The organism is Stenotrophomonas sp. 71799_Sma, assembly GCF_056482505.1.
Map to the genome: position 1 here is coordinate 2066031 of NZ_CM151202.1, position 23886 is coordinate 2089916.

A 23886-nucleotide genomic window follows, 5' to 3' on the forward strand; every position below is an offset into this window, starting at 1 on the left:
CATCCAGAAGGAACCCCGGGAATCCGATCATGAGCACGCCCCGCGCCACTGCAGTCCCCGCAAGCCCGTCCACCATCAGCCTGCCCATCGAGGGCATGACCTGCGCCAGCTGCGTCGGTCGTGTCGAAGCGGCGCTGTCCAAGGTCGAGGGCGTCGGCAGTGTTTCGGTCAATCTGGCCACCGAACGTGCGGATATCCGCGCGTCCGGTCCGGTTGATCGCGCCGCGCTGATCCAGGCGGTGGAGCGGGTGGGTTATGACGTGCCGGCCGGCACCATCGAGCTGGCAGTGGAAGGCATGACCTGTGCCTCCTGCGTCGGCCGCGTCGAGCGCGCGCTGCTGGCGGTACCGGGCGTCAGCCAAGCCAGCGTCAACCTGGCCACGGAGCGTGCGACCGTGCGCGGCGTTGCGGGCGTAGACGCGCTGATAGCGGCCATCGACAAGGTCGGTTATGCCGCCCATGCCATCGAAGCGGGCGTTCAGTCCGATGACGAAGCGGCGGAAAAGAAGGATGCCGAGCGCGCCGAACTGAAACGCGACCTGATCGTGGCCACCGCACTTGCACTTCCGGTGTTCGTGCTGGAAATGGGTTCGCACCTGATTCCCGGCATGCACGAATGGGTGATGGCCACCCTCGGCATGCAGACCAGCTGGTACCTGCAGTTCGTACTGACCCTGCTGGTGCTGGCCATTCCCGGCCGCCGTTTCTACCAGAAGGGTTTCCCGGCACTGCTGCGGCTGGCGCCGGACATGAACTCGCTGGTGGCGGTGGGTACCGCCGCAGCGTTCGGTTACTCGGTGGTGGCGACCTTTGCACCGCGGTTGCTGCCGCCGGGCACGGTGAACGTCTACTACGAAGCAGCGGCGGTGATCGTCGCGCTGATCCTGCTCGGCCGCTTCCTTGAGGCGCGCGCGAAGGGCCGTACCTCCGAGGCGATCAAGCGCCTGGTCAACCTGCAGGCCAAGGTCGCGCATGTGATCCGTGACGGCCGCACGATCGAGATCCCGGTCAACGAGGTTCTGAGCGGCGATGTGGTGGAAGTGCGCCCGGGCGAGCGCGTGCCGGTCGATGGCGAGGTGATCGAGGGCCGCAGCTACATCGACGAGTCGATGATCAGTGGCGAACCGATTCCGGTCGAGAAGCAGCCGGGCAGCAGCGTGGTCGGCGGCACGGTCAACCAGAAAGGTGCATTGACCGTGCGTGCCACGGCGGTGGGCGCGCAGACCATGCTGGCGCAGATCATCCGCATGGTCGAACAGGCACAGGGCTCGAAGCTGCCGATCCAGGCGGTGGTCGACAAGGTCACCCTGTGGTTCGTGCCGGCGGTGATGCTGGCCGCACTGGCCACGTTCCTGGTCTGGTTGATCTTCGGCCCATCGCCGGCGCTGAGCTTTGCGCTGGTCAATGCGGTGGCGGTGCTGATCATTGCCTGCCCCTGCGCGATGGGCTTGGCGACGCCGACGTCGATCATGGTCGGAACCGGTCGTGGCGCCGAGATGGGCGTGCTGTTCCGCAAGGGTGAAGCACTGCAGTTGCTGAAGGACGCGCAGGTGGTGGCGGTGGACAAGACCGGCACGCTGACCGAAGGCCGCCCGCGCCTGACCGACCTGGAGATCGCCGACGGCTTTGATCGCGCCACGGTACTGGCCGCGGTGGCTACCGTGGAGTCACGTTCGGAGCATCCGATCGCCCGTGCCATTGTCGATGCAGCCACCGAGCAGGGCCTCGCATTGCCGGCCATGGTCGACTTCGAATCGGTCACCGGTATGGGTGTACGCGCCAGCGTGGAGGGTGCGCGTGTGGAGGTCGGTGCTGATCGCTTCATGCGCGACCTGGGCGTGGACATCACTGCATTTGCGGCGCTGGCGGCCGAACTCGGCGCGCAGGGCAAGTCGCCGTTGTACGCGGCCATCGATGGACGCCTGGCAGCGATCATCGCAGTATCCGATCCGATCAAGCCGAGCACGCCGGCCGCGATCGCGGCACTGCACCAGCTGGGCCTGAAGGTGGCGATGATCACCGGCGACAATGCCGGCACCGCGCAGGCGATCGCACGCCAGCTGGGTATCGATGAAGTCGTTGCCGAGGTGCTGCCGGAAGGCAAGGTCGAAGCGGTGCGTCGCTTGAAGGCCACGCACGGCCATGTCGCCTTCGTTGGTGACGGCATCAACGATGCGCCGGCGCTGGCCGAGGCCGATGTCGGCCTGGCGATCGGGACCGGCACCGATATCGCGGTGGAGTCGGCCGATGTGGTGCTGATGTCGGGCAACCTGCAGGGCGTGCCGAATGCCATCGCGCTGTCGAAGGCAACGCTGGGCAACATCCGGCAGAACCTGTTCTGGGCCTTTGCCTACAACACCGCGCTGATTCCGGTGGCTGGCGGCGTGCTGTACCCGGTCTGGGGCGTGCTGCTGTCGCCGGTGTTCGCCGCCGGTGCGATGGCGCTGTCCAGCGTGTTCGTGCTGGGCAACGCGCTGCGCCTGCGCCGCTTCCAGGCGCCGATGGCGGATACCCCCGCCGCGAGCCACTGAAGGAGAACCGCATGAACATCGGTGAAGCCGCCAAGGCCTCCAGCGTTTCGGCGAAGATGATCCGCTACTACGAACAGATCGGCCTGATTCCCGCGGCCGATCGCACCGAGTCCGGCTACCGGGCGTACTCGCAGGCGGACATCCACCGCCTGCGCTTCATTCGGCGGGCGCGCGATCTTGGCTTCCAGGTGGCCGAGATCACCGATCTGCTCGGCCTGTGGAACGACACCTCGCGGCACAGTGCCGACGTCAAGCAACTTGCCGAACAGCACATCGCCGACCTGGAGCAGCGTATCGAAAGCATGCGGCAGATGGCCGACACGCTGAAGTCGTTGATCAGCTGCTGTGCGGGCGATGAGCGCCCGGAATGCCCGATCCTGCAGCGGCTGGGCGAGGATGAAGAGACCCTGGCACCGCCGGAGACCGCGAAGACCGGTGCAGTACGGCGCCGCACGCACAAGCACTGACCTGGCGTTGCATACATGAAAAACCCGCCCGGTGCAGCTGCACCGGGCGGGTTTTTCGTTGCAGGCGCAGGCTAGGGGATCAGGCCGTGCGCGGCGGGAAGCCTGCATCGGTCAGCGCCGCCACGATCTGCGCTTCGCTGGCCGAGGTCTGTACCTGCACGCGACGGCTGGCGGGATCTGCCTGCACGCTGGCCTGCGGATCGACCAGCTCGATCGCCTTGGTCACGCTGCGTGCGCAGCCGCCGCAGGTCATGCCTTCCACGTGGAATTCCATCTGTAGCTCCTTCGGTGCTCTTGGGGTGGCGCCAGTGTGCACCTTCCAACATTGGCAGGGTCAAGCGCAGGGCTGAACCGAAGACAAAGCACCAATGAAAACGGCAGCCACCTGTACCAGCGCGGCTGCCGTGGAGGAACGTCCCCGCCAGGGCGGGGCGTGGGTTGCACCGGGGCGGGCCCGGGCAACCCGGTGTTGCCTTAGAACTTCCAGGTAGCGCCGAAGTACAGCTGGCGGCCTGCGTAGGTATTGGAGATCAGGCGTGCCTTGGTGTCGCTTCCCAGGTGCACGCGCTGCTCGGACTTGGTGGCATTGATCACCGAGGCGGTCAGGGTCCAGTCCGGGGTCAGGTTGTAGGCCACGTTCAGATCCAGCTGGTCATACGGCTCGGTGTAGACGGTGAGGCCATTGTTGAGCCCACCGACAACCTGACCGCGACGGTTGAACGAGGCGCGCGCGAGGAACTTCTCGTTCTCGTAGAACACCGTCACGTTGGCTTGGTTCTTGGCGCTGCCGACCAGTGGCGAGGAGCCGATTTCCTGACCGTCCAGAACAATGGAGGCCAGGTTGGTGTCGTTGTAGGTGTAGTTGGCCTGCACGCCGAAGCCGAAATCGAAGGTGTACTGGCCATACAGCTCGACGCCTTGCGAGACACCATCGCGGCCATTGGCCTGGGTCTCGTAGCGCTGCACGTTCACCGCTTCACCGTTGATGACCATCGGCGTGTCGCGCACCACCGGCAGGGTGAAGTTGTCCACGTTCTTGCGGAACAGGCCGACGCCGGCGACCGCGCCCGGCTGGAAGTACCACTCCAGGCCCAGGTCGAACTGGGTGGCCTTGAACGGTTCCAGCTGCTTGTTGCTGCCCTGGCCGACCCAGCCTGCGGTCGATGCGCCACCGGCAACGCGGCGATCATTGACGTACTCCTCGCTGTAGTAGCTCAGTGCACCCGGTGCTGCGATGTCGGTGTAGCCGGGGCGGGCGATCACCTTCGACGCGGCACCACGCAGCACCAGCGTGTCGGTGATGTCCCAGGCGATATTGAAACTCGGCAGTACGTCAGTGTAGGTGCGATCCACGCCGATCAGGCTGTAGGTCTTGCTCTGCGCCAGATCGTGCGGCAGGCGCACGAAGCCGCTCTCGCAGCTGTAGGTCGGGTAGGCCGCAGCGGCCGGATCGGTGCACGCCATCGGTGCGCCGGACGCGTTGTCCAGGAAGTAGTCGTTGAACTTCTCGATCGAGTCGGAGGACTGCGCGAACTGCTTGGTACGCACCACGCGCACGCCGACATTGCCGCGCACGCGTTCGGTGCGGAAGTTGGCCTGGAAGTAGCCCGAGTAGATCTTCTCGTTGACGTTGTAGACGAAGTCTTCCTCGGTGCGGTTGTGAGAACCACCGTAGGTCTTGTTCAGGTAATCGATGTAGGCCGGGTAGTTGATGCCCGGGAACACGTTGGCATTGAAGCCGCCCGCGATGTTGTTGATCGGATTGGACAGGAAGAAGCCCGGCTGCGCGTCGCCCGCAGTCGGATCGCAGCCACTCTGGTAGCGGCTGTTGTCATAGTCGGCCGGGTCGCGGCCCGGGCACACCCAGTAGGTGTTGCCGGTATTGCGGTGGACCTTGCCGTCACGGTACTTGGCGCCGAACTGGATCGAGTCCAGCCAGCCGGACTCGAACAGCTTGGTGACGTCAGCCTGGAAGTAGTTCTGCTTGACCTCGGTGCGCTTCCACGACGAATCGGTCGAGCCGGTGTCGACTTCGGCGATGCCGTTCATCAGCTGCTGCTGCAGGTCGGGCGAGAAGGTGGCCGACGGCGTACCGGTCAGGTCCCAGGCGCTGTACAGGTTGCCCGACAGGTAATCGTTGCCGACCTTGCGGCGCGGCTTGGCCGACATCCGGAAGTTCATCGACGGACCACCTTCGGACCAGGTACGGCCGCCGGTGAACGAGGCCTTCCACAGCGGGCTGATGTCCCAGTCGATGGTCAGGTCAGCGGTCTGCGAGAGCGCCTTTTCCTTGCTGTAGCCACCGGTCAGCTGCGGCGTCGGAACCGTGCAGTCGTCCGGGCCCCAGCCGCCGGGCTTGAGGCCAGCGGCCTTGGCCTGGTCTTCGCTGCAGTAGTAGGTCTTTCCAGCCAGCTTTTCGAACTGGGCGCCGGTAACGGTGTTGCCGCTGGGATCGAAATCCAGGCCGTTGAGCAGGCGGCCGCCGGCCCAGTTTCCATCGCCGTTGAAGCGGGCCATGCTCCATTCCGGAATCTTCAGCATGTTCTGGGTGTAGTCACCCTGCAGCTCGAAGCGGAAGTAGTTGGCCGTCATCGTAACGTTGTCGACCGGCTTGAACTGGAAGGTCAGTTGGCCGCCCTTGCGTTCGCGCTTCTCTTCCTTCACCGCGAAGTTGACCGACGTCGGCATGAAGAAGTCGCTGTAGTTGCCGCCGGTCTGGTTGTTGAAGCCGGACTTGCCCCACCAGTAGTGGATACCATCCTGCGCCTGCACGTTGCCATAGGCATCGCGCGCCTTGCCGGCGCCATACCACTGGTAGTCCTCGGTGCTGGCTTCCATGGTGCGGGTGGTGCGCTTCTGCTGCGTCACGCCGATCAGCACGCCGAAACGCTCGTCCTTGCTGTGCCACGAATACAGGGCCGACGCCTGCGGGTCGATATCGTGGTGGGTATCGGAGGAGGTGCCCTCGAGCGTGACGAAGCCCGAGTTGGATTCCATGTCCAGCGGGCGACGGGTGTGCAGGATGACCGTGCCGCCGATTCCGCCTTCATCGATGCGTGCTTCCGGCGACTTGAACAGCTCGGCGCTGGACAGCATGTTCGACGGCAACAGGGTGTAGTTGAACGAACGGGTGGCTTCGTCGTTGGTTTCCGACGTGGCCACGTAGTTGCCGTTCAACTGGGTCAGGGTCAGGTCGGGTGCCAGGCCACGCACGCTGACGCTCTTGCCTTCGCCGCCACTGCGGGTGATGACCACGCCGGGCACGCGCTGCAGTGCGTCGGCCACGTTCTTGTCGGGGAACTTGCCGACGTCTTCGGCGGTGATCACTTCGACCACGGCGTTGGCGTCGCGCTTCTGCTCAAGGCTCTTTTCAATGGCGTAGCGGTAGCCGGTGACCTGGACGCTGTCCAGGTTGGTGGCTTCCTGCGAGCCGGTGGAAGCGGCCTGCTGCGCGGCGGCGCCAGCCGGAATGACGGCGGCGGCCAAGGCCAGCGCGATGGCCAGCGCCAGTGCGTCCTGGCCATGCGTACGTGTTGAATGCTTCATTCCCATCTCTCCCTCTCTCCTGGATTGATCCGGTGACGTGGCACGGACAACTTGAATCGATCTAATTTGAAGTGACATTGTCGCTATTGCCATGCAGTGGCAGTAGCACCGTGCGCGTGGCCTGGTACGTCCTGTTGCTGCTCCCCCAACTCCCGGCCATCGCAGTGTCGTTCTTGGATCGATCTAAGCGATGGGCGGGCGTTTTTTAGCATGGGTCGCCCGCGGGCGCATGCTGCTCCGCAATATGGTACTGGCGTGGCGAAGGCATGACGGTTTGCTGAAATCAGTGAAATCGTTTTCGTGCGCAGGGGAGGGTGGGGCGGCAGGGCTGCGCCCTGCACCTGCTGTAGTGCCGGCCGCTGGCCGGCAACAGCCAAAGCCAAAGCCAAAGCGGCTCTGGGTTTCTGCTGGTTTGGCGGGGCGGTGTGGGCTGGCAGGACACGCCGTAAACCCGTCCATGGGGGCTCGATGGCGCCATCCATGGCGCCAACGGTCCTGCCAGCCCACATCGCCCCACCCCCGACAGTTTCCTGGTGACGGTTGGATAGGTCCTGGAATCACGCGAGGTCATGGGGTCAGATCCGTTTTCCGTTGGAAAACGGATCTGATCCCGATTGATTTCGTTATCCGACAGAGATTGATCCACGCATGGCGTGGATCTACTGCAGATCGCGAGAAACTGTCGAAGGCGGGGTGGGTCCGGTTGCGGGGGCGTGAGCCGCATGGATGCGGCGACCGAGCTTACATGGACGTACTTGCAGCGGCCCCCGCAACCGGACCCACCCCGCCTCCCCACAGGAAATCAGCTGTTGCTGTTGCTGTTGCTCCAGCTCGGAGCGAGTGCAGGGCGCAGCCCTGCCGAACCCCCCCTCTCATGCTGCGCCGCAGAATGCATTCGGCTGAACCTGCATGCTCTACTTGAATCGATCTAAATTCACGGTCTGGTGGGTCGGGCGTCATTCCAGGGGGAGCTTTCTGCCAGTCATGGCGGGGCTCAGCGGAACGGTGCCGGACGGCCCCGGCCGTCTGCCTCCGCCTCATCGACTACAGGAACCCGACATGCGTCCAGTGCCGTCCGATCCCGCCGTCCCAGTGTCCTCGCGCCCGCTGCTGCGCCTGGCCTGCCTGCTCGCACTGTCGTCAGTGCCGGTGCTGCTGCAGGCCGCGCCGGCTGCGCTGGAGCGCGAGGTCAACACCTTCATCGGCAGCAAGGACGACGGCAACACGTTCCCGGGCGCGTCGGCACCGTTCGGCCTGATCCAGGTCAGCCCGATCGGCAGCCACTATTCGGGCTGGCGCTACGACGACGAGAAGATCCGCGGTTTCGGCCACTCCTTCATCTCCGGCGCAGGTTGCTGGGAGCAGGGCGGGCAGGTGTCGGTGCTGCCGGTGACCGGTTCGATCGGTCCCGGCGGCGATTTCGATACCGGCAACGCGAAGAAGTTTGACCACAAGGCCTATGCCGCGTCGTACACGCATGACGGCGAGATCGGCCAGGCGGGCTATTACAAGGTGCGGCTGACCAGCTACGGCGGCATCGATGCCGAGACCACCGCGCGTACGCGTGCCGCGGCCGAGCGCTACACCTTCAGCCAGCGCAGTGGCGATGGCCACGTGCTGGTCAATGTCGGCCAGGCGAACGAGCGCCACTCGGTGATCGGCAGCGTGGTTGATGTGGTCGGCGACCGCGTGGTGGAAGGCAAGCTGGTCACCAAGAGTTTCTGTGGTGGCCATCAGTACACCACCTGGTTCCGCATCGAGTTCGACCGCCCGTTCAAGGCACACGGTACCTGGGGCGAAGGCGGTGGCCTGCCGGGTGCGCGCCACAGCATGGAAGGCGAGCAGAAGCCGAACGGCGCCTGGCTCAGCTTCGACCTGGCCAAGGGCCAGTCGGTGACGGCGGTCAGCGCGATCTCGCATGTGGACGCCGAAGGCGCGCGCATCAATCTGCGCGCAGACGGCATGCAGGGTGGGGCGCTGCTCGGTTTCGACCGCATGCGTGCGCTGTCCCAGCAGTCGTGGCGCGAGCAGCTGGGTCGGGTGCGTGTGCAGGGCGGTACGTCCGATGACCGCACCGTGTTCTACAGTGCGGCCTACCACGCGCTGCTGCAGCCGATGACCGGCAACGACGCCGACGGCCGTTATCGCGGCTATGACGATGGTATCCACCGCGCCGATGGCTGGACCTATTACGAGTACTTCTCGCTGTGGGATACCTACCGCGCGCAGAACCAGTGGCTGGCGCTGACCCGCCCGGACGTGGCGCGTGACATCGGCCGTACCCTGCTGGCGATCGACGAGCAGGGTGGCTGGCTGCCGCGCTGGGGCTATGCCAACTTCGAGACCAACATCATGACCGGCGATCCGGTCACGCCGTTCATGGTCGACCTGTGGCGCTTCGGTGCGCTCAAGGGCCGCGAATCACAGGCGTGGGATGCGCTGCGTCGCAATGCGTTCGGCACGCCGCCGCTGAACTCGCGCATGGCCGGCCGTTCCGGTAACCCGACCTACCTGGACAAGGGCTACGTGGTCTACGACCGCGCGTTCCCGTCCAAGGGCATGGACGTCGATCCGCACCACGGCGGTTCGGCCACGTTGGAATATGCGCTGGCCGACTGCGCGCTTTCGCAGATGGCCGATGGCCTCGGCCACGCGCAGGACGCGGCGACGCTGCGTGAGCGCGGCCGCAACTGGCGCAAGGTGTGGGACCCGCAGGTGCGCGATGCCGAGACCGGCTTCACCGGTTTCCCGCGCCCGCGTACCGAGGACGGCCAGTGGTACACGCCGGCCGATGGCCATTACAGCCCGCGCTCGCACCATGGTTTCCATGAGGGGACGGCGTGGCAGTATCAGTGGCTGGCGCAGCAGGACGTGCCGGGCCTGGTCGAAGCGATGGATGGCCGCGAACAGGCTGGCCGCCGCCTGGATGCGTTCTTCGCGATGGACGCGCTGCAGGCCGACCCGCTCAATGCAGCCCGCAAGGAGTGGGTGGTCGGGCCGTACAGCTACTACAACCAGTTCCGCTACAACCCGAACAACGAGCCGGACCTGCACTCGCCGTGGCTGTACACGCTGATCGGCCAGCCGTGGAAGACCGCTGCCGTGGTGCGTGCCGCGCAGCAGTTGTTCACCAATGCCCCGAATGGCGTGACCGGCAATGATGACCTCGGCACGATGTCGGCCTGGTACCTGTTCAGTGCCATCGGTGTGTATCCGGCGGTGCCGGGCAGCGGCCAGTTCCTGCTGCATACCCCGCGTTTCAGCAAGGTGGAAGTGGACATGGGCAATGGCCGCACCCTGCGCATCGACGCGCCGGGTGCCGATGGCCGCCGCCTGCAGTACGTGCAGGTTGTGAAGGTCGATGGCCAGGCGCATGCGCCGGTGTGGCTGGACTGGAACCAGCTGCAGCAGGGCCCGCGCCTGCAGTTCGCGCTCGATGCGAAGGCGCCGGAGCAGGGCTGGGGCACGGCGGTGAAGGACCTGCCGGTGTCCTGGTGTGCGGCACCGGGTAGCCAGCTGCGCTGAGACGGATTGTGCCGTTCGCGGTGACCCAGCGAACGGCACGGCACGACAGGGCCCTGATCCATTAGGCTTGAGCATCCAGCGGAGTCCGGGAAGACGATGAACGACAACGGCAGCAGTCCCAGCAAGCGCGCCGGCAAGGCGGTGACGGTGACCGACATCGCGCGTGCCATCGGCGTGTCACGGGCAACCGTATCGCTGGTGCTGCGCGGCAGCCCGCTGGTCAACGTCGATACCCGCGCCAAGGTCGAGGCCGAACTGCGCCGCCAGCGCTATGTCTACAACCGCGCGGCGGCCAACCTGCGCCGGCGGACCTCGTCGAGCATCGCGCTGGTGATCAACGATCTGTCCAACCCGTTCTTCGCCGAATTCGCGTCTGGCGTGGACGAGGCGCTGGGCGGACGCGGTTACGTGACCCTGCTCGGCAGCACCGGCGAGTCGCCGGAGCGTCAGCAGGCAGTGCTGTCCACGTTGATGGAGCACACACCGGCCGGCCTGATCCTGTCGCCGGCCGAGGGTAGCGACACCGCGCTGCTGCGGCAGGCGCTGGGTGCCAACGCCAACGTGCTGCTGTTCAACCGCGAGCTGGACGGGGCCGACTGGGATTTCCTGACCCTGGACAACCAGCACGGCGCCTATCTGGCCACGCGCCACCTGATCGAGCGCGGCCATCGCCAGATCGCCTTCTTCGGCGGCCACGCTGCATCGAGCTCGTGCCACCAGCGCCGTGCCGGTTTCCAGCAGGCGCTGGCCGAGGCCGGTCTGTCGCTGCCGCCGGGCTGGATGATCGAGTCGGCGCCGAACCGCCTGGAAGCTGCGGCGCGCACCGATGAGCTGTTTGCCGACGGACATCGCCCGAGTGCAGCGGTCTGCTACAACGACACCGTCGCGCTGGGCCTGATGCTGGGCTTGAATTCGCGTGGCATCCGTCCGGGCGGTGACTTTGCCGTTACCGGTTTCGATGATATTTCCGAGGCGTCGGTCGCGGTGCCGCCGTTGACCACACTCACTGCCGATCCGCGCGAGCGGGGCCGGCAAGCTGCCGCGCTGCTGCTGCAACGACTGGACGAACCGGATGCGCCGCCACGGCGCACGGTTGCGCCGGTGCAGCTGCGCATCCGCGAAAGCAGTGCCGCACGACCGAACTGATTCCTCCGTACACCCCTTCCACGCAACAACGACCTTCCGCGCATCGAGGCGCGTACCGCATGCCGATCTCCGCAACGCCCCGTCCATCGGGTACCTCCAGCAGCCAGGCGCCGGTCATGAATGTCCGTGCTGCTCTGGCGGTTGCCACCACCATATTCTTCATGTGGGGCTTCCTGACCAGCCTCAACGACGTGCTGATTCCGCACCTGAAGGCGGTGTTCGAACTGAATTACACCCGCGCGATGCTGGTGCAGTTCACCTTCTTCGGCGCGTACTTCCTGATGTCGGTGCCGGCCGGTCGGCTGGTGGCCCACCTGGGCTACAAGAAGGGCATCATCGCCGGCCTGCTGATCGCCGGCGTGGGCGCGCTGGGCTTCTGGCCGTCGGCCGCATTGCGCACCTATGAAGCGTTCCTTGGTTCGCTGTTCGTACTTGCTACCGGCATTACCGTGCTGCAGGTGGCAGCCAATCCCTACGTTGCGCTGCTGGGCCCGGAACAGACCGCATCGAGCCGTCTGACCCTGGCGCAGGCACTCAACTCGTTGGGTACCACGCTGGCGCCGCTGTTTGGTGGTTTCCTGATTCTGAGCACCGCAGTGAAGAGCGGCGACGAGATCAACGCGCTGCCCGTGGCCGAACAGATTGCCTACCGTACCGCCGAAGCGCAGTCGGTGCAGGGCCCGTACGTGGGCCTGGCCATCGCACTGGTGCTGCTGGCAGTGTTCGTCTACCTGTTCCGCCTGCCCAGCCTGACCGAGACCACCGAGCAGGCCGACAGCGGCCACCACACGCTGCTGGATGCACTCAAGCATCCGCACGTACTTTTCGGCGTGCTGGCTATTTTCTTCTACGTCGGTGCTGAGGTGTCCATCGGCAGCCTGATGGTGAACTACCTGGCACTGCCGGAGATCGGCGGCATGACTGAACAGCAGGCCACGCACTATGTGTCGGCCTACTGGGGCTGCGCCATGGTTGGTCGCTTTGCAGGTGCGTGGTTGCTGGCCAAGTACTCGCCGCGCGGCCTGCTGGCCGGATTCGCAGTGGCCAATGTGGTGCTGCTGGGCGTCACGCTGGCGTCGGGTGGCAAGGTCGCGCTGTACGGCATCGTGGCGACCGGTCTGTTCAATTCCATCATGTTCCCGACCATCTTCTCGCTGGCCATCGAACGCCTGGGCCCGCTGACCAACAAGGCGTCCAGCCTGTTGATCATGGCCATTGTCGGCGGCGCGATCATCCCGCTGCTGCAGGGCATGCTGGCCGACCGCATCGGTCTGCACCTCAGCTTCGTGCTGCCGGTGGTCTGCTACGTCTACATCATCTTCTACGGTCTGGTGGGTTCGCGCCCGCCGGCTTCCGCAACGCAGGGAGGCTGAGTCGGAAATGGGTGCCATTGTCTGCTTCGGCGAAATTTTGATCGATCTACTAGCGCAGCCGCCGGCCTCGGCCGATACCCCGCGCGCGTTCCTGCAGTACGCCGGCGGTGCGCCGGCCAACGTCGCGGTGGCGGCTGCGCGGCTGGGGGCGAAGACCCAGTTCGTCGGCATGCTTGGCCGCGACATGTTCGGTGACTTCCTGGCCGACAGTCTGGTCGAGCACGGCGTGGGCACGGATTACATCGTGCGCACCGACGCCGCCAAGACTGCGCTGGCCTTCGTCGCGCTGGATGCCAGTGGCGAGCGCAGCTTCAGTTTCTACCGCCCGCCGGCGGCTGACCTGCTGTTCCGTGACAGTGACTTCCAGGCGGAGTGCCTCGACAGCGCGCAGTGCTTCCACGTCTGTTCCAACAGCCTGACCGAGCCGGCCATCGCCGAGGCGACCTTCGCCGGCATGGAGCGCGCCCGTGCCGCCGGTGCGGTGGTCAGCCTGGACCTCAACCTGCGCCCGGCTCTGTGGCCAGCCAACGAAGATCCGACGCCGCGCCTGTGGCAGGCGCTGGAGCGCGCCGACCTGGTCAAGCTGTCGCGCGAGGAGCTGGATTACCTGGCGGCACCGCTGGGTGCCGATGGCGAGTCAGTGGTGCTCAAGCGCCTTCTGGCCGCGCAGGCGCGCTGGGTCATCGTTACCGATGGTGCGGCCACGCTGCACTGGTACACGCGCGACAACCACGGCACGGTCACCAGCTTCCGCGTGGCCACCGTCGATACCACGGCCGCCGGCGATGCCTTCGTCGGTGGCGTGCTGGTCGGCCTGCTGGAGCGTGGTGGGGCGGGCGCAGGCTTTGCCGCGTTCTGCCAGGACCCGGAGGCGATCACCGCCACGCTGCGCTTCGGTGCCGCCGTGGGTGCGCTGGCTGTTACCCGCAAGGGCGCGTTCGCCGCGATGCCCTCGCTCGATGAAGTGCAGCAGCTGCTGCAGGCCCAGGACATTACCGCATGAGCACCTCGCCCGATTTCCGTTCGCCCGCGTTCCTGCGCGCGCATATCGCCGACACGATGGCGTTCTACCACCCGCGCTGCATCGATCCGGACGGCGGTTTCTTCCACTACTTCCGTGATGACGGCAGCATCTACGATGCCAGCCACCGCCACCTGGTGAGCAGCACCCGCTTCGTCTTCAACTATGCGATGGCCTACCGCGAGTTCGGCAATGCCGAATACCGGGAGGCTGTCGAGCATGGCGTGCGCTATCTGCGCGAGGTGCACCGCAACCCGGCCACCGGCGGTTATGCCTGGACCCTGCGCGACGGCAAGGTCGAGGACGATATGAACCACTGCTACGGCGTGGCCTTCGTGCTGCTGGCCTACAGTTGCGCGCTGAAGGCGGGCATCGAGCAGGCGCGCGACTGGATGGACGAGACCTGGCAGCTGCTGGAAGCACGCTTCTGGGAGCCGCAGCATGGCCTGTACAAGGACGAGGCTGACGGCCAGTGGAGCTTCACTGGCTACCGCGGCCAGAACGCCAACATGCACATGTGCGAGGCGATGCTGGCCGCGTTCGAGGCCAGTGGCGAGCAGCGCTATGTCGAGCGCGCGCTGCAGCTGGCCGACAACATGACCCGCCGCCAGGCCGCCAAGGCCGGTGGCCTGGTCTGGGAACATTACGATGTGAACTGGGAAATCGACTGGGACTACAACCTGGACGATCCCAAGCACCTGTTCCGCCCGTGGGGCTTCCAGCCGGGGCATCAGACCGAGTGGGCCAAACTGCTGCTGATCCTCGATCGCCACGTGCAGGCCGACTGGCTGGTGCCGACCGCGCAGCATCTGTTCGACGTCGCCGTCGCACGCAGTTGGGACGACACCCGTGGTGGCCTGTACTACGGCTTCGCACCGGAATCGCGCCGGCAGCCCGGTATGGACGGCGCCCCGATCGGCGGCGACAGCTTCGTCTGCGACGATGACAAGTACTTCTGGGTGCAGGCCGAAACGCTGGCTACGGCCGCGCTGATGGCCAAGCGCACCGGCGATGACCGCTACTGGCAGTGGTACGAACGCATCTGGGCGTATTCGTGGGAGCACTTCGTCGACCACCAGTACGGTGCATGGTTCCGCATTCTCGATGCCGACAACCGCAAGTACAGCGACGAGAAAAGCCCTGCCGGCAAGGTGGATTACCACACCATGGGCGCGTGCTACGAAGTGTTGAACGTCGTGCGTTGAAGATCGTTCGAATGCAGTAGTGCCAGGCCATGCCTGGCAATCCGAAATCGGTAGCGCTGGGTCACGCCCGGCGGAAAAACAGGAGCGCCACGTGCATCGCCTTTCCCTCGTTGTCCGTCTGCTCCTGCTGCTGGTCGCAGCCTCCGCTTTCCCGGCAACTGCAGCGCCTCTGCAGGCGCAGTGGGAATTCCGCATGCTGCCCGGCGACGCCGAGGGTGCAGCCCACCCGGGCCTGCAGCAATGGCGGGCGGCGAAGGTGCCGGGCAGCATGCACACCGACCTGCTGGCGCATGGGCTGATCCGCGATCCGTACGTCGGTGCACCCGAGGCCGAGCTGCAATGGATCGGCCTGGCTGCCTGGGAGTACCGCGCCCGCTTTGACGTGGATGCGGCGACGCTGGCCAAGCCGAATGCCGAGCTGCGTTTCGACGGGCTGGATACCTTCGCCGAGGTCAGCCTCAACGGCAAGCCGCTGCTGCGCGCGGACAACGCGCACCGCACGTGGCATGCACGTGTGGACGGGCGCCTGCGCGCGAGCGGCAACGAATTGCAGATCGTGTTCCGCTCACCGATCCGCACGCTGCTGCCGAGCGTACAGGCGATGCCGCACAAGATTGCCGGCAACTATCCTTCACCCTATGGGGATGAGCCCAAAGACGCGATGGTCGGCAACTTCGCGCGCAAACCGGCCTATCACTTCGGCTGGGACTGGGGCCCGCGCTATGTCACCGCCGGCGTGTGGCGCGGGGTCGACCTGCAGGCCTGGGACGCGCACCGTCTGACCGATCTTGCCGTGCGCACCGATGCATTGAGTGCAGAGCAGGCGAAGCTGGCGGTATTGCTGCAGGTGGAGCAGGGCAGCGCTGCCGGTTCTGCGATGGTCACTGTGGATGTGCAGGATCCGGAAGGCCGCAACGTTGCCCAGGTGCAACGCACGGTGTTGCTGAAGCCGGGCCAGAATACGGTTGAGCTGCCGGTTGAGCTGGCCACGCCGCGGCGCTGGTGGCCGGTGGGCCATGGTGCGCAGGATCGCTATACCGTGAAGGCTCGCCTGGATGGTGGCGGCGATGCAACGCTGGCGCGCGAGCAGCGCATCGGCCTGCGCACGGTCGAACTGCGCCGCGAGGAAGACGGCAAGGGAGGGCAGGGCTTCGCCTTCGTCATCAATGGTGTGGAGATCTTTGCCAAGGGCGCCAACGTCATTCCGTTCGACGCCTTCCCCGCACGCGTCGATGCCGCACGCCTGCGCCAGGTGCTGACCGCCGCGCGCGACGCCAACATGAACATGCTGCGCAACTGGGGCGGCGGCTACTACGAGGACGATGCGTTCTTTGACATCGCTGATGAGCTGGGCCTGCTGGTCTGGCAGGACTTCATGTTCGGCGGCGGCATGCAGCCGGGCTACGATCCGGCCTTCCGGGCAAGCGTGGTGGCCGAGGCGCGCGACAACGTGCGCCGGCTGCGCCATCACCCCAGCATCGTGCTGTGGTGTGGCAACAACGAGGAAGAAACCGCCTGGAAGGACTGGGGCCACGGCCGCGACCTGAAGGCGGCCGACCCGGCATTTGCGGCGAAGGTCTGGCAGGGCTACGTCGACCTGTTCGGCAACGACCTGCGCCAGGTGGTGGGTGAGGAGGGGCTGGGCGTGCCGTACTGGTCCAGCTCGCCCAGCAATGATCTGGATGAGAAGGCCAACGATTCCACCCGCGGCGACAAGCACTACTGGCAGGTCTGGGGCAATCCAGCGCTTCCGGTGCAGGCCTACTTGCGTGAGACCCCGCGCTTCATGTCCGAGTACGGGCTGCAGGCGTGGCCGTCGGTGGCGACGGTGGACCAGATCGCCACCCGCGCCGAGCAGCGCATCGACAGCCCGGTGATCCGCGCGCACCAGAAATTCATGGCCGGCGAGGGCAACAGCCGCCTGCTGCACTACATCGAACTGGGCTACGGCACGCCGAAGGACTTCGAGGACTTCGTCTACCTCAGCCAGGTGATGCAGGCCGATGGCATCGCACTGGCGGCGCTGCATCATCGCGCCTCGCGGCCGTACACGATGGGCTCGCTGTACTGGCAGCTCAACGACGTCTGGCCAGGTGCTTCATGGTCCAGCGTGGACTACTTCGGTCGCTGGAAGGCGCTGCACTTCGCCGCGCGGCGTTTCTTCGCGCCGGTGGCGGTGGCGGCGTTGCGCGACGAGGGCAGTACGCGGGTGCGCCTGATCAACGACGGTGCCGCGCTGGATGCACGCTGGCGGTTGCGGGTGGTGGATGTAGACGGCAAGGTGCTTCGCCGCCGCGAGGAAGCGGTGTCGCTGGCTGCCGCCGGTGTCACCTCGATCGGTGATTTCCGCGACGCCGAATTGCTGGCCGGTGCCGATCCAAAGCGCACGGTGGCCGTGTTCGAACTGCTGCAGAACGGGGCGGTGAGTGCCCGCCAGGTGGTCGGCTTCGTTGAGGCCAAGGATCAGATCCTGCCGCGGCAGAAGCTCAAGGCCAGCCTGTCCATTGACGGCGACCACTACCGTCTGCGATTGGAAAGCGCGGCCTACATGCGTTCGGCGTGGATCGACTTCGGTGCATTGGACGTGCAGGTGGAAGACAACCTGCTGGATCTGCTGCCGGGCGAAACCCGCGACATCGCAGTGCGTGGCCCGGTGGACCTGGTGACCCTGCGCGAAGCGCTGAAGGTGAAGACCCTCAACGACCGTTGAGGGGTATCCCGCATTGGTAGGTGCCAACCTTGGTTGGCACCCCGAAACATGCCAACCAAGGTTGGCATCTACCATTTTGCTTACAGCTGGATCTGCTGGAAATTCTCGACCCGCTCGTGGCCGTTGGCGGCCTGGCCGGTGCGCGGCAGCGGGTAGTCATCCAGGCGATCAATCAGGCGGGTCTGCAGGCCGGCTTCGCGGGCAGCATCCAGTTCTTCCACCACATCCGACAGGAACAGGATCTCGCCGGCCGGCACGCCAATGGCCTGCACGATGCGGCGGTAGCTGTCGGCCTCGCGCTTGCCGCCGACTTCGGTGTCGAACCAGCCCGACACCAACGGGCTGAGGTCACCGGCGTCGCTGAAGCCGAAGAACAGCTTCTGCGCCGGCACCGAGCCGGAGGAGTACACGTACAGCGGCAGGCCGGAGGCGTGCCAGCCCTTCAGCACCGGCGCCACTTCCGGGTAGAAGTGCGCGGTGTAGTCGCCGCGGCGGTAGCCTTCGTCCCAGATCAGGCCCTGCAGCGCCTTCAGTGCGGTGTGCTTGCGGTCCTGGTCGATCCAGCCCTGCAGCGTCTCGGCCACCAGGCTGTCCTCGCAGGCGCCGCCGATCTCGGTGGCCACCGCATCCAGCCAGCGGCGGACTTCCGGCTGCTGGCCGTGCTCGGCGACGAACGCGGGCAGCGCCTTGCGGGCATAGGGGAACAGCACGTTCTTGACGAACGAGATGCTGCTGGTGGTGCCTTCGATATCGGTCAGGATGACGCGGGGCTGCATGGATCAGGACGCCTGGGTAGGTACGTAACGGGGGAATTTCTGCGCGATGTCGGTGCCGGTGAAGTGACCGACCCAGCCATCCGGCTCGGTGAAGAAGCGGATCGCCACGAAGCTGGGCTCGTCGCCCATGTCGAACCAGTGGGTGGTGCCATCGGGCACGGCGATCAGGTCGTCCTTCACGCACTCGATCTCATAGACCTTGTCACCCACGTGCAGGGTGAACAGGCCGGAGCCTGCGACGAAGAAGCGCACCTCGTCTTCCTTGTGGAAGTGCTCGTCGAGGAACTTCTTCCGCAGCTCGGCGCGGTTCGGGTTGTCCGGGGCGATCGAGGCGACGTCCACGCTCTTGAAGCCGCGCTCGGCGACCAGACGATCGATGTCCGCGCGGTAGGCGGCGAACACTTCCTCCTGGCTGGCGCCGGGCGCAACCGGTGCGGTGGCCTGCCAGCGCTCGAAGGTGACGCCGATCTTCTGCAGTTCGGCAGCGATGACCGCGCCGTCCTGGGTGTCCAGCAGCGGCGATTCGGGGCGGGTGTCGTCGTAGATGCGCAGTCGGCTCATGGCGGCAGCTTGAACGTCTCGGGGGGAAGACAGGGTATCAGGGTGGGGGCGAGGTGCAGATTCCGGATCGGCATCTGCACCTGCGCGCGGGTTCAGCCGCGCAGCCTGCGCAGTTCCAGTTCGCAGTGGAACAGGAATTCGAAGGCTTCCAGGTGGCGCCGCGCCTCGGCCATGTCACGGCCCCAGGCGTACAGGCCATGGCCGTCGATCAGGTAGCCCCACAGGTTCTGGCGGTCGAGCAGGTCATCGACCTGCTTCGAAAGCACGTTCATGTCCTGGGTGTTGGCGAACACCGGTACGTCGATGGCCATCTCGTGGGTGCTGTTGCCGGCGAAGGCCTTCAGCAGTTCGTAGCCTTCCAGGTGCACATGACCCTGCGGCGCGTACAGGCGCGAGGCAATGGTCTGCACCGGCGAATGGGTGTGCAGTACGCAGCCGATTTCCGGGAAGCGGCGGTACAGCTGGGTGTGCAGAAGGGTTTCGGCGGAGGGGCGCAGCGGGCGGCCGACGGCCTTGCCATCGAAGTCCACCACCATGATGTCGTCCTCGATCAGGCGGCCCTTGTCCTTGCCCGAGACGGTGATCGCGGCGTGGCGGTCGTCCAGGCGGTGGGAGAAGTTGCTGCTGGTGGCCGGGGTCCAGCCGGCCTGGGCCAGTTCGCGGACGTTGTCGATCAGCAGCTGGGCCAGTTCGCTCAGGCGCGCGGTGTCGTACGGGAAGGTGGGGGCGTTCATGCCGGCGATTTTACTGGATTCGGCCAACGGCTGAGCCCCTCGTGGCTGTCTCGCCGGGCTGGATTTCTTGCTTTGGCCGGGCGGGTGGGCTGTGCAGGGGACGCCGTAGACCCTTCCTTGGGGGCTTGGCCGCGGCATCCATGCCGCGGACACCCCTGCACAACCCACCCGCCCGACCACGGACAGGTTCCGTGCGCGTCAGCCACGGAGTGAAGAAGGAAAGGCAGAAGCGGGTCGCGGCGCTGCGCTTGCTCGGAGCCGAGCATGGCTCGGCTCTACAGAGAATTCATTTCCCAGACCGAATTCATCCACGCATGGCGTGGATCCACCGGATGCGCCGGGAGACTGTCATGGGCGGGGAGGCATGGGTTCGCGGGGGTATCCGCGCCATGGATGGCGCGGCTAAGCCTCCATGGACGGATTCACGGCGTCCCCCGCGAACCCATGCCTCCCCGCCAAACCCCTCAGCCCAGCTGTTGCCGTTGCTCCGGGCGGGTGCAGGGCCGCAGGCCCTGCAATCCCTTTACTTCACCCGCAGGCGGCTGTGCCTGAACCCGTAGCAGAAATAGATCACGAAGCCGACGAACGTCCACACCCCCATCAGCATCCAGTTGTGCATCGTCATCGCCGACAGCAGGGCAAGGCAACTCAGCACGCCCAGGCTGCAGATCAGCCACGCCATCGGCATGCGGAACGGACGCGGCAGGTCCGGCTGGGTGCGGCGCAGGATCAGCACGCCCGCGCACACCGCCGCGAACGCGATCAGCGTGCCCATCGAGGTCAGCTCGCCGAGGATGTCCAGCGGGAACAGCGCCGCCAGCAGCGCGATGCCGATACCGGTGATCACCGTGTTGATGTGCGGGGTACGGTACTTCGGGTGGATCTTGGTGAACACCGGCGGCAACAGGCCGTCGCGGCCCATGATCATGAAGATGCGCGGCTGGCCGATGATCATCACCAGCACCACCGAGGACAGGCCGACCAGTGCGCCGACCTCGACCACCCAGCGCAACCAGCCCAGCTGCGGATGCGCGGCCACCGCGGTCACCACCGGCTCGTCGGTGCCCAGCAGTTGGAACGGCACCAGGCCGGTCATCACTGCGGCCATCGCGATGTACAGCACGGTGCAGATCACCAGCGACAGCATCATGCCGAACGGCATGTCGCGCTGTGGATTCTTCGATTCCTGCGCCGCCACCGACACCGCCTCGAAGCCTATGTAGGCGAAGAACACCATCGCCGCACCGCGCAGCACGCCTTCCATGCCGTACTTGCCGGGGCCTTCGTTGGCCGGAATGAACGGGGTCCAGTTGCTGGTGTCCACGTACTTCCAGCCGACCACGATGACCAGCACGATCAGGCCGGTCTTGAGCACGACCATCGCCATGTTCATCGCCGAGGACTTGCTGATGCCGACGTAGCACAGCCAGGTCAGCAGCAGCACCAGCGCGGCGGCCGGCAGGTTGGCGATCGCGCCGGTGGGGCGCAGCTGTGCATCGAGTGGGGCACTGACCAGCGCCGCCGGTAGATGGATGTCGAACTGGCTGAGCAGGCTGAGGAAATAGCCGGTCCAGCTGACCGCGACCGCCGAGGCGGAGACGCCGTATTCGAGCACCAGCATCCAGCCGATGAACCAGGCCGAGAGCTCGCCGAAGGTGGCGTAGGTGTAGGTGTAGGCGCTGCCGGAGACCGGCACCATCGAGGCGAATTCCGCGTAGGCCAGTGCGCAGAAGGCGCAGCAGATGGCGGCCAGTACGAAGGACAGCATGATGGCCGGGCCGGCGTGGTTGGCGGCGGCCTGGCCGGTGATGACGAAGATGCCGCCGCCGATCACCGCGCCGATACCCAGGGCAGTCAGCCCCCAGGGGCCGAGGTGGCGGCGCAGGCTCAGGCCGTTGGCGTCTTCATGGGCGGCATGCGGGTGCTTGGTGGCCCACAGTTGCTTGAACATGTGTGGTGGTCTTGTCGAAGCGCGCCATGACCGGCGCGCGGGGAAAACGGACGGGCCGGCGCGAGGCCGGCCCGTAGGCGGATCAGGGCGACTTGGCCAGCTTGCTGTTGCGGATGCCGTAGCCCAGGTAGATCAGCAGGCCGAGCAGCGTCCAGCCAACGAACAGGTGCCAGTGCACCACGAACGCCTGCCAGAACAGGAACAGGCAGGTGGCTGCGCCGAGCGGGCAGATGATCCACACCGCCGGCACGCGGAACGGGCGGTGGATCTCCGGCTTGGTATAGCGCAGCACCAGCACGCCGATGCAGACCGTGGCGAAGGCCAGCAGGGTGCCCATCGAGACCAGTTCGCCCAGCACGTTCAGCGGTACCAGGCCGGCCAGTGCCGCGGCGATCACGCCGACCACGATGGTGGCGACGTACGGGGTGCGGAAGCGGGCGTGGACCCTGCCGAAGAACTTCGGCAGCAGGCCGTCGCGGGAGATGGTGTAGGCGATGCGGGTCTGGCCCATCATCATCACCAGCACCACCGAGGACAGGCCGGCGATGGCGCCGATCTCGACCAGGGTCTTCAGCCAGGACAGGGTCGGGTAGGGTTCCAGCGCGGTGGCCACCGGCTTGTCGGTGCCCAGCAGGTGGTACGGCATCATGCCGGTCAGCACCGCGCAGACGATGATGTAGACGATGGTGCACACCGCCAGCGAGCCGAGCAGGCCGATCGGCATGTTGCGCTGCGGGTCCTTGGTTTCACCGGCGGCGGTGGAGACCGCATCGAAGCCGATGTAGGCGAAGAACACGATGGTGGCCGCACGGAACACGCCGCTCCAGCCGAACTCACCCGCCACGCCGGTGTTTTCCGGGATGAACGGCTGCCAGTTGGCCGGGTCGATGTGGGCCGCGCCGATGCCGATGAACAGGCAGATGACGGTGACCTTGATCGCCACGATGATCGCGTTGACGAAGGCCGATTGGGTCACGCCCACGTACAGCAGGCCGGACACCGCCGCCACGATCAGTACTGCAGGCAGGTTGAACAGCTTGCCTGAGGCGATGAACTCGCTGCCGGTCCAGGCGATCGGGGCTGCGCTGAGCGCATCCGGGAACGGCATGTGCAGCGTGGTGGTGATGAAGCTGATCAGGTACGCCGACCAGCCCACCGCGACCGAGGCCGAGGCGAACAGGTATTCCAGCACCAGGCACCAGCCGATGAACCAGGCCATGCCCTCGCCGAGGGTGGCGTAGGAGTAGGAGTAGGCGCTGCCGGAGACCGGCATCATCGCCGCGAATTCGGCGTAGCACAGGCCCGCCAGGGCGCAGGCGAAACCGGCGATGACGAACGACAGCATCACTGCCGGGCCAGCGTGGTTGGCCGCAGCCTGGCCGGTCAGCACGAAGATACCTGCGCCGATCACCGCACCCACGCCAAGCAGGATGAGGTGTTTAGCCGTGAGGGTCCGTTTCAACGTGGCTTCGCCGTCCAGGCTGCCTTCGATGGGTTCGCCAGCATCGACGTGCCCGGCCGGTTCAACCGGCTTGACCCTCAACAGAGCTTTCAGCATGCAGTACTTCCTAGTGATCGGATTGGGTGGGCCGCCGATACGTTGCCGGCAACCCTGGAATGGTGAAGGCCGCGCGAACGGCCCGCTGTACCTTAGCCAAAGCTGAAGCCAACGCACAAGCGCAATCGCAACAATGAACGGCGATAATGAGCAGTATTTTTCCAAACGCCGCCCATTCATGAGCCAGACCGCCGAAACCCTTGCCGTGCTTGACGATCGCCTGCGTGGCCTGCTGCGGGACTACGCCCGCCGCGAGCCCGCCCACGACGCATTGGCTGCCGAATTCGGCACATTGTTGGACGATCCGGAAGATCCGTTCCGGCGCGAACGGCTGGCCGGCCACTTCACCGCCAGCTGCTGGCTGGTCAGTGCCGACGGCCAGCGCCTGCTGCTGACCCATCACCGCAAGCTGCAGCGCTGGCTGCAGCTGGGCGGCCACGCCGACGGCGACCGCGACCTGGCCCAGGTGGCGCTGAAGGAAGCCGAGGAGGAGTCGGGCCTGAGCGGCCTGGTGTTGGAAGACCCGGCCATCTTCGATCTGGACAAGCATTGGATTCCGGAGCGCAAGGACGTGCCGGGGCACTGGCACTACGACGTGCGTTTCGTGATCCGGGCGCTGGGTGGCGAGGCCTTCGTGCTCAGCGAGGAATCGCTGGAGCTGGCCTGGCGGCCGGTGACCGAGGTCGCCGCCGATCCGGAATCGGACGAATCCATGCAGCGCATGGCGCGCCGGTGGCTGACGCGCTGAAGAAAAAGGGGACGGAGGGGATTAAGTCGTTTAC

Annotated in this window: 16 protein-coding genes; 9 read left to right on the forward strand and 7 right to left on the reverse strand. The window is 65.9% G+C overall.

The genetic code is table 11. From position 1 onward, the window contains the following. Window positions 1-29 precede the first annotated feature (29 nt). The gene (locus ACZK4Z_RS09665) at window positions 30-2531 is read left to right on the forward strand and encodes a heavy metal translocating P-type ATPase (protein ID WP_125892813.1); all 2502 of its coding nucleotides are present in this window, start codon (window positions 30-32) and stop codon (window positions 2529-2531) included. Window positions 2532-2542: 11 nt separating this feature from the next. After that, the gene (gene cueR, locus ACZK4Z_RS09670) at window positions 2543-2998 is read left to right on the forward strand and encodes a Cu(I)-responsive transcriptional regulator (protein WP_125892811.1); all 456 of its coding nucleotides are present in this window, start codon (window positions 2543-2545) and stop codon (window positions 2996-2998) included. A gap of 79 nt (window positions 2999-3077) precedes the next feature. Here cueR and ACZK4Z_RS09675 read toward each other — a convergent pair whose 3' ends face one another. Continuing rightward, the gene (locus tag ACZK4Z_RS09675; RefSeq protein ID WP_021204511.1) at window positions 3078-3272 is read right to left on the reverse strand and encodes a heavy-metal-associated domain-containing protein; all 195 of its coding nucleotides are present in this window, start codon (window positions 3270-3272) and stop codon (window positions 3078-3080) included. A 200-nt stretch (window positions 3273-3472) separates the two neighbouring features. Then, window positions 3473-6550: a TonB-dependent receptor gene (locus ACZK4Z_RS09680; protein ID WP_125892809.1), complete on the reverse strand. Its 3078-nt coding sequence runs from the start codon at window positions 6548-6550 to the stop codon at window positions 3473-3475. Between the two features lie 1053 nt (window positions 6551-7603). Between ACZK4Z_RS09680 and ACZK4Z_RS09685 the strand changes: the two genes are divergently transcribed. The 6 genes from ACZK4Z_RS09685 (at window position 7604) to ACZK4Z_RS09710 (ending at window position 17524) form a co-directional block, all read left to right on the forward strand. Beyond that, a complete protein-coding gene (locus ACZK4Z_RS09685; protein WP_478451488.1) occupies window positions 7604-10069 on the forward strand; it encodes a GH92 family glycosyl hydrolase in 2466 nt (821 codons plus the stop codon). A 96-nt stretch (window positions 10070-10165) separates the two neighbouring features. Further along, on the forward strand, window positions 10166-11215 hold the full coding sequence (locus ACZK4Z_RS09690) for a LacI family DNA-binding transcriptional regulator (protein WP_049424705.1): 1050 nt from the start codon (window positions 10166-10168) through the stop codon (window positions 11213-11215). Window positions 11216-11331: 116 nt separating this feature from the next. Beyond that, window positions 11332-12588 carry an L-fucose:H+ symporter permease gene (fucP, locus tag ACZK4Z_RS09695; protein ID WP_373695424.1) on the forward strand — a complete coding sequence of 419 codons (1257 nt, stop codon included), beginning with the start codon at window positions 11332-11334 and terminating at the stop codon, window positions 12586-12588. Window positions 12589-12595: 7 nt separating this feature from the next. Further along, window positions 12596-13591 (forward strand): carbohydrate kinase family protein, encoded by a 996-nt coding sequence (locus ACZK4Z_RS09700; protein WP_032130344.1) that lies wholly within the window; start codon window positions 12596-12598, stop codon window positions 13589-13591. Further along, complete coding sequence (locus ACZK4Z_RS09705; RefSeq protein WP_100468325.1) at window positions 13588-14814, forward strand: AGE family epimerase/isomerase; 1227 nt, start codon at window positions 13588-13590, stop codon at window positions 14812-14814. Before ACZK4Z_RS09700 ends, ACZK4Z_RS09705 begins: the two co-directional genes overlap by 4 nt. A gap of 91 nt (window positions 14815-14905) precedes the next feature. After that, window positions 14906-17524 carry a beta-mannosidase gene (locus ACZK4Z_RS09710; protein ID WP_478451489.1) on the forward strand — a complete coding sequence of 873 codons (2619 nt, stop codon included), beginning with the start codon at window positions 14906-14908 and terminating at the stop codon, window positions 17522-17524. 80 nt (window positions 17525-17604) lie between these two features. Here ACZK4Z_RS09710 and mtnC read toward each other — a convergent pair whose 3' ends face one another. From mtnC to ACZK4Z_RS09735, 5 genes are all read right to left on the reverse strand, one after another. Then, window positions 17605-18300, reverse strand: a complete 696-nt coding sequence (gene mtnC / locus ACZK4Z_RS09715) for an acireductone synthase (RefSeq protein ID WP_478451490.1) — start codon at window positions 18298-18300, stop codon at window positions 17605-17607. 3 nt (window positions 18301-18303) lie between these two features. Further along, window positions 18304-18861: a 1,2-dihydroxy-3-keto-5-methylthiopentene dioxygenase gene (locus ACZK4Z_RS09720; protein WP_005409451.1), complete on the reverse strand. Its 558-nt coding sequence runs from the start codon at window positions 18859-18861 to the stop codon at window positions 18304-18306. A gap of 92 nt (window positions 18862-18953) precedes the next feature. After that, entirely contained in the window at window positions 18954-19595 is a 642-nt protein-coding gene (locus tag ACZK4Z_RS09725) for a methylthioribulose 1-phosphate dehydratase (RefSeq protein ID WP_478451492.1), read from the reverse strand. A gap of 523 nt (window positions 19596-20118) precedes the next feature. Beyond that, window positions 20119-21546: an amino acid permease gene (locus ACZK4Z_RS09730; protein WP_049424691.1), complete on the reverse strand. Its 1428-nt coding sequence runs from the start codon at window positions 21544-21546 to the stop codon at window positions 20119-20121. 82 nt (window positions 21547-21628) lie between these two features. Beyond that, on the reverse strand, window positions 21629-23104 hold the full coding sequence (locus ACZK4Z_RS09735) for an amino acid permease (protein WP_121503164.1): 1476 nt from the start codon (window positions 23102-23104) through the stop codon (window positions 21629-21631). A 133-nt stretch (window positions 23105-23237) separates the two neighbouring features. On the opposite strand from ACZK4Z_RS09735, the gene ACZK4Z_RS09740 reads away from it, so the two are divergent. Further along, the gene (locus ACZK4Z_RS09740) at window positions 23238-23852 is read left to right on the forward strand and encodes an NUDIX hydrolase (RefSeq protein WP_125895397.1); all 615 of its coding nucleotides are present in this window, start codon (window positions 23238-23240) and stop codon (window positions 23850-23852) included. The last annotated feature ends 34 nt before the right edge of the window (window positions 23853-23886 follow it).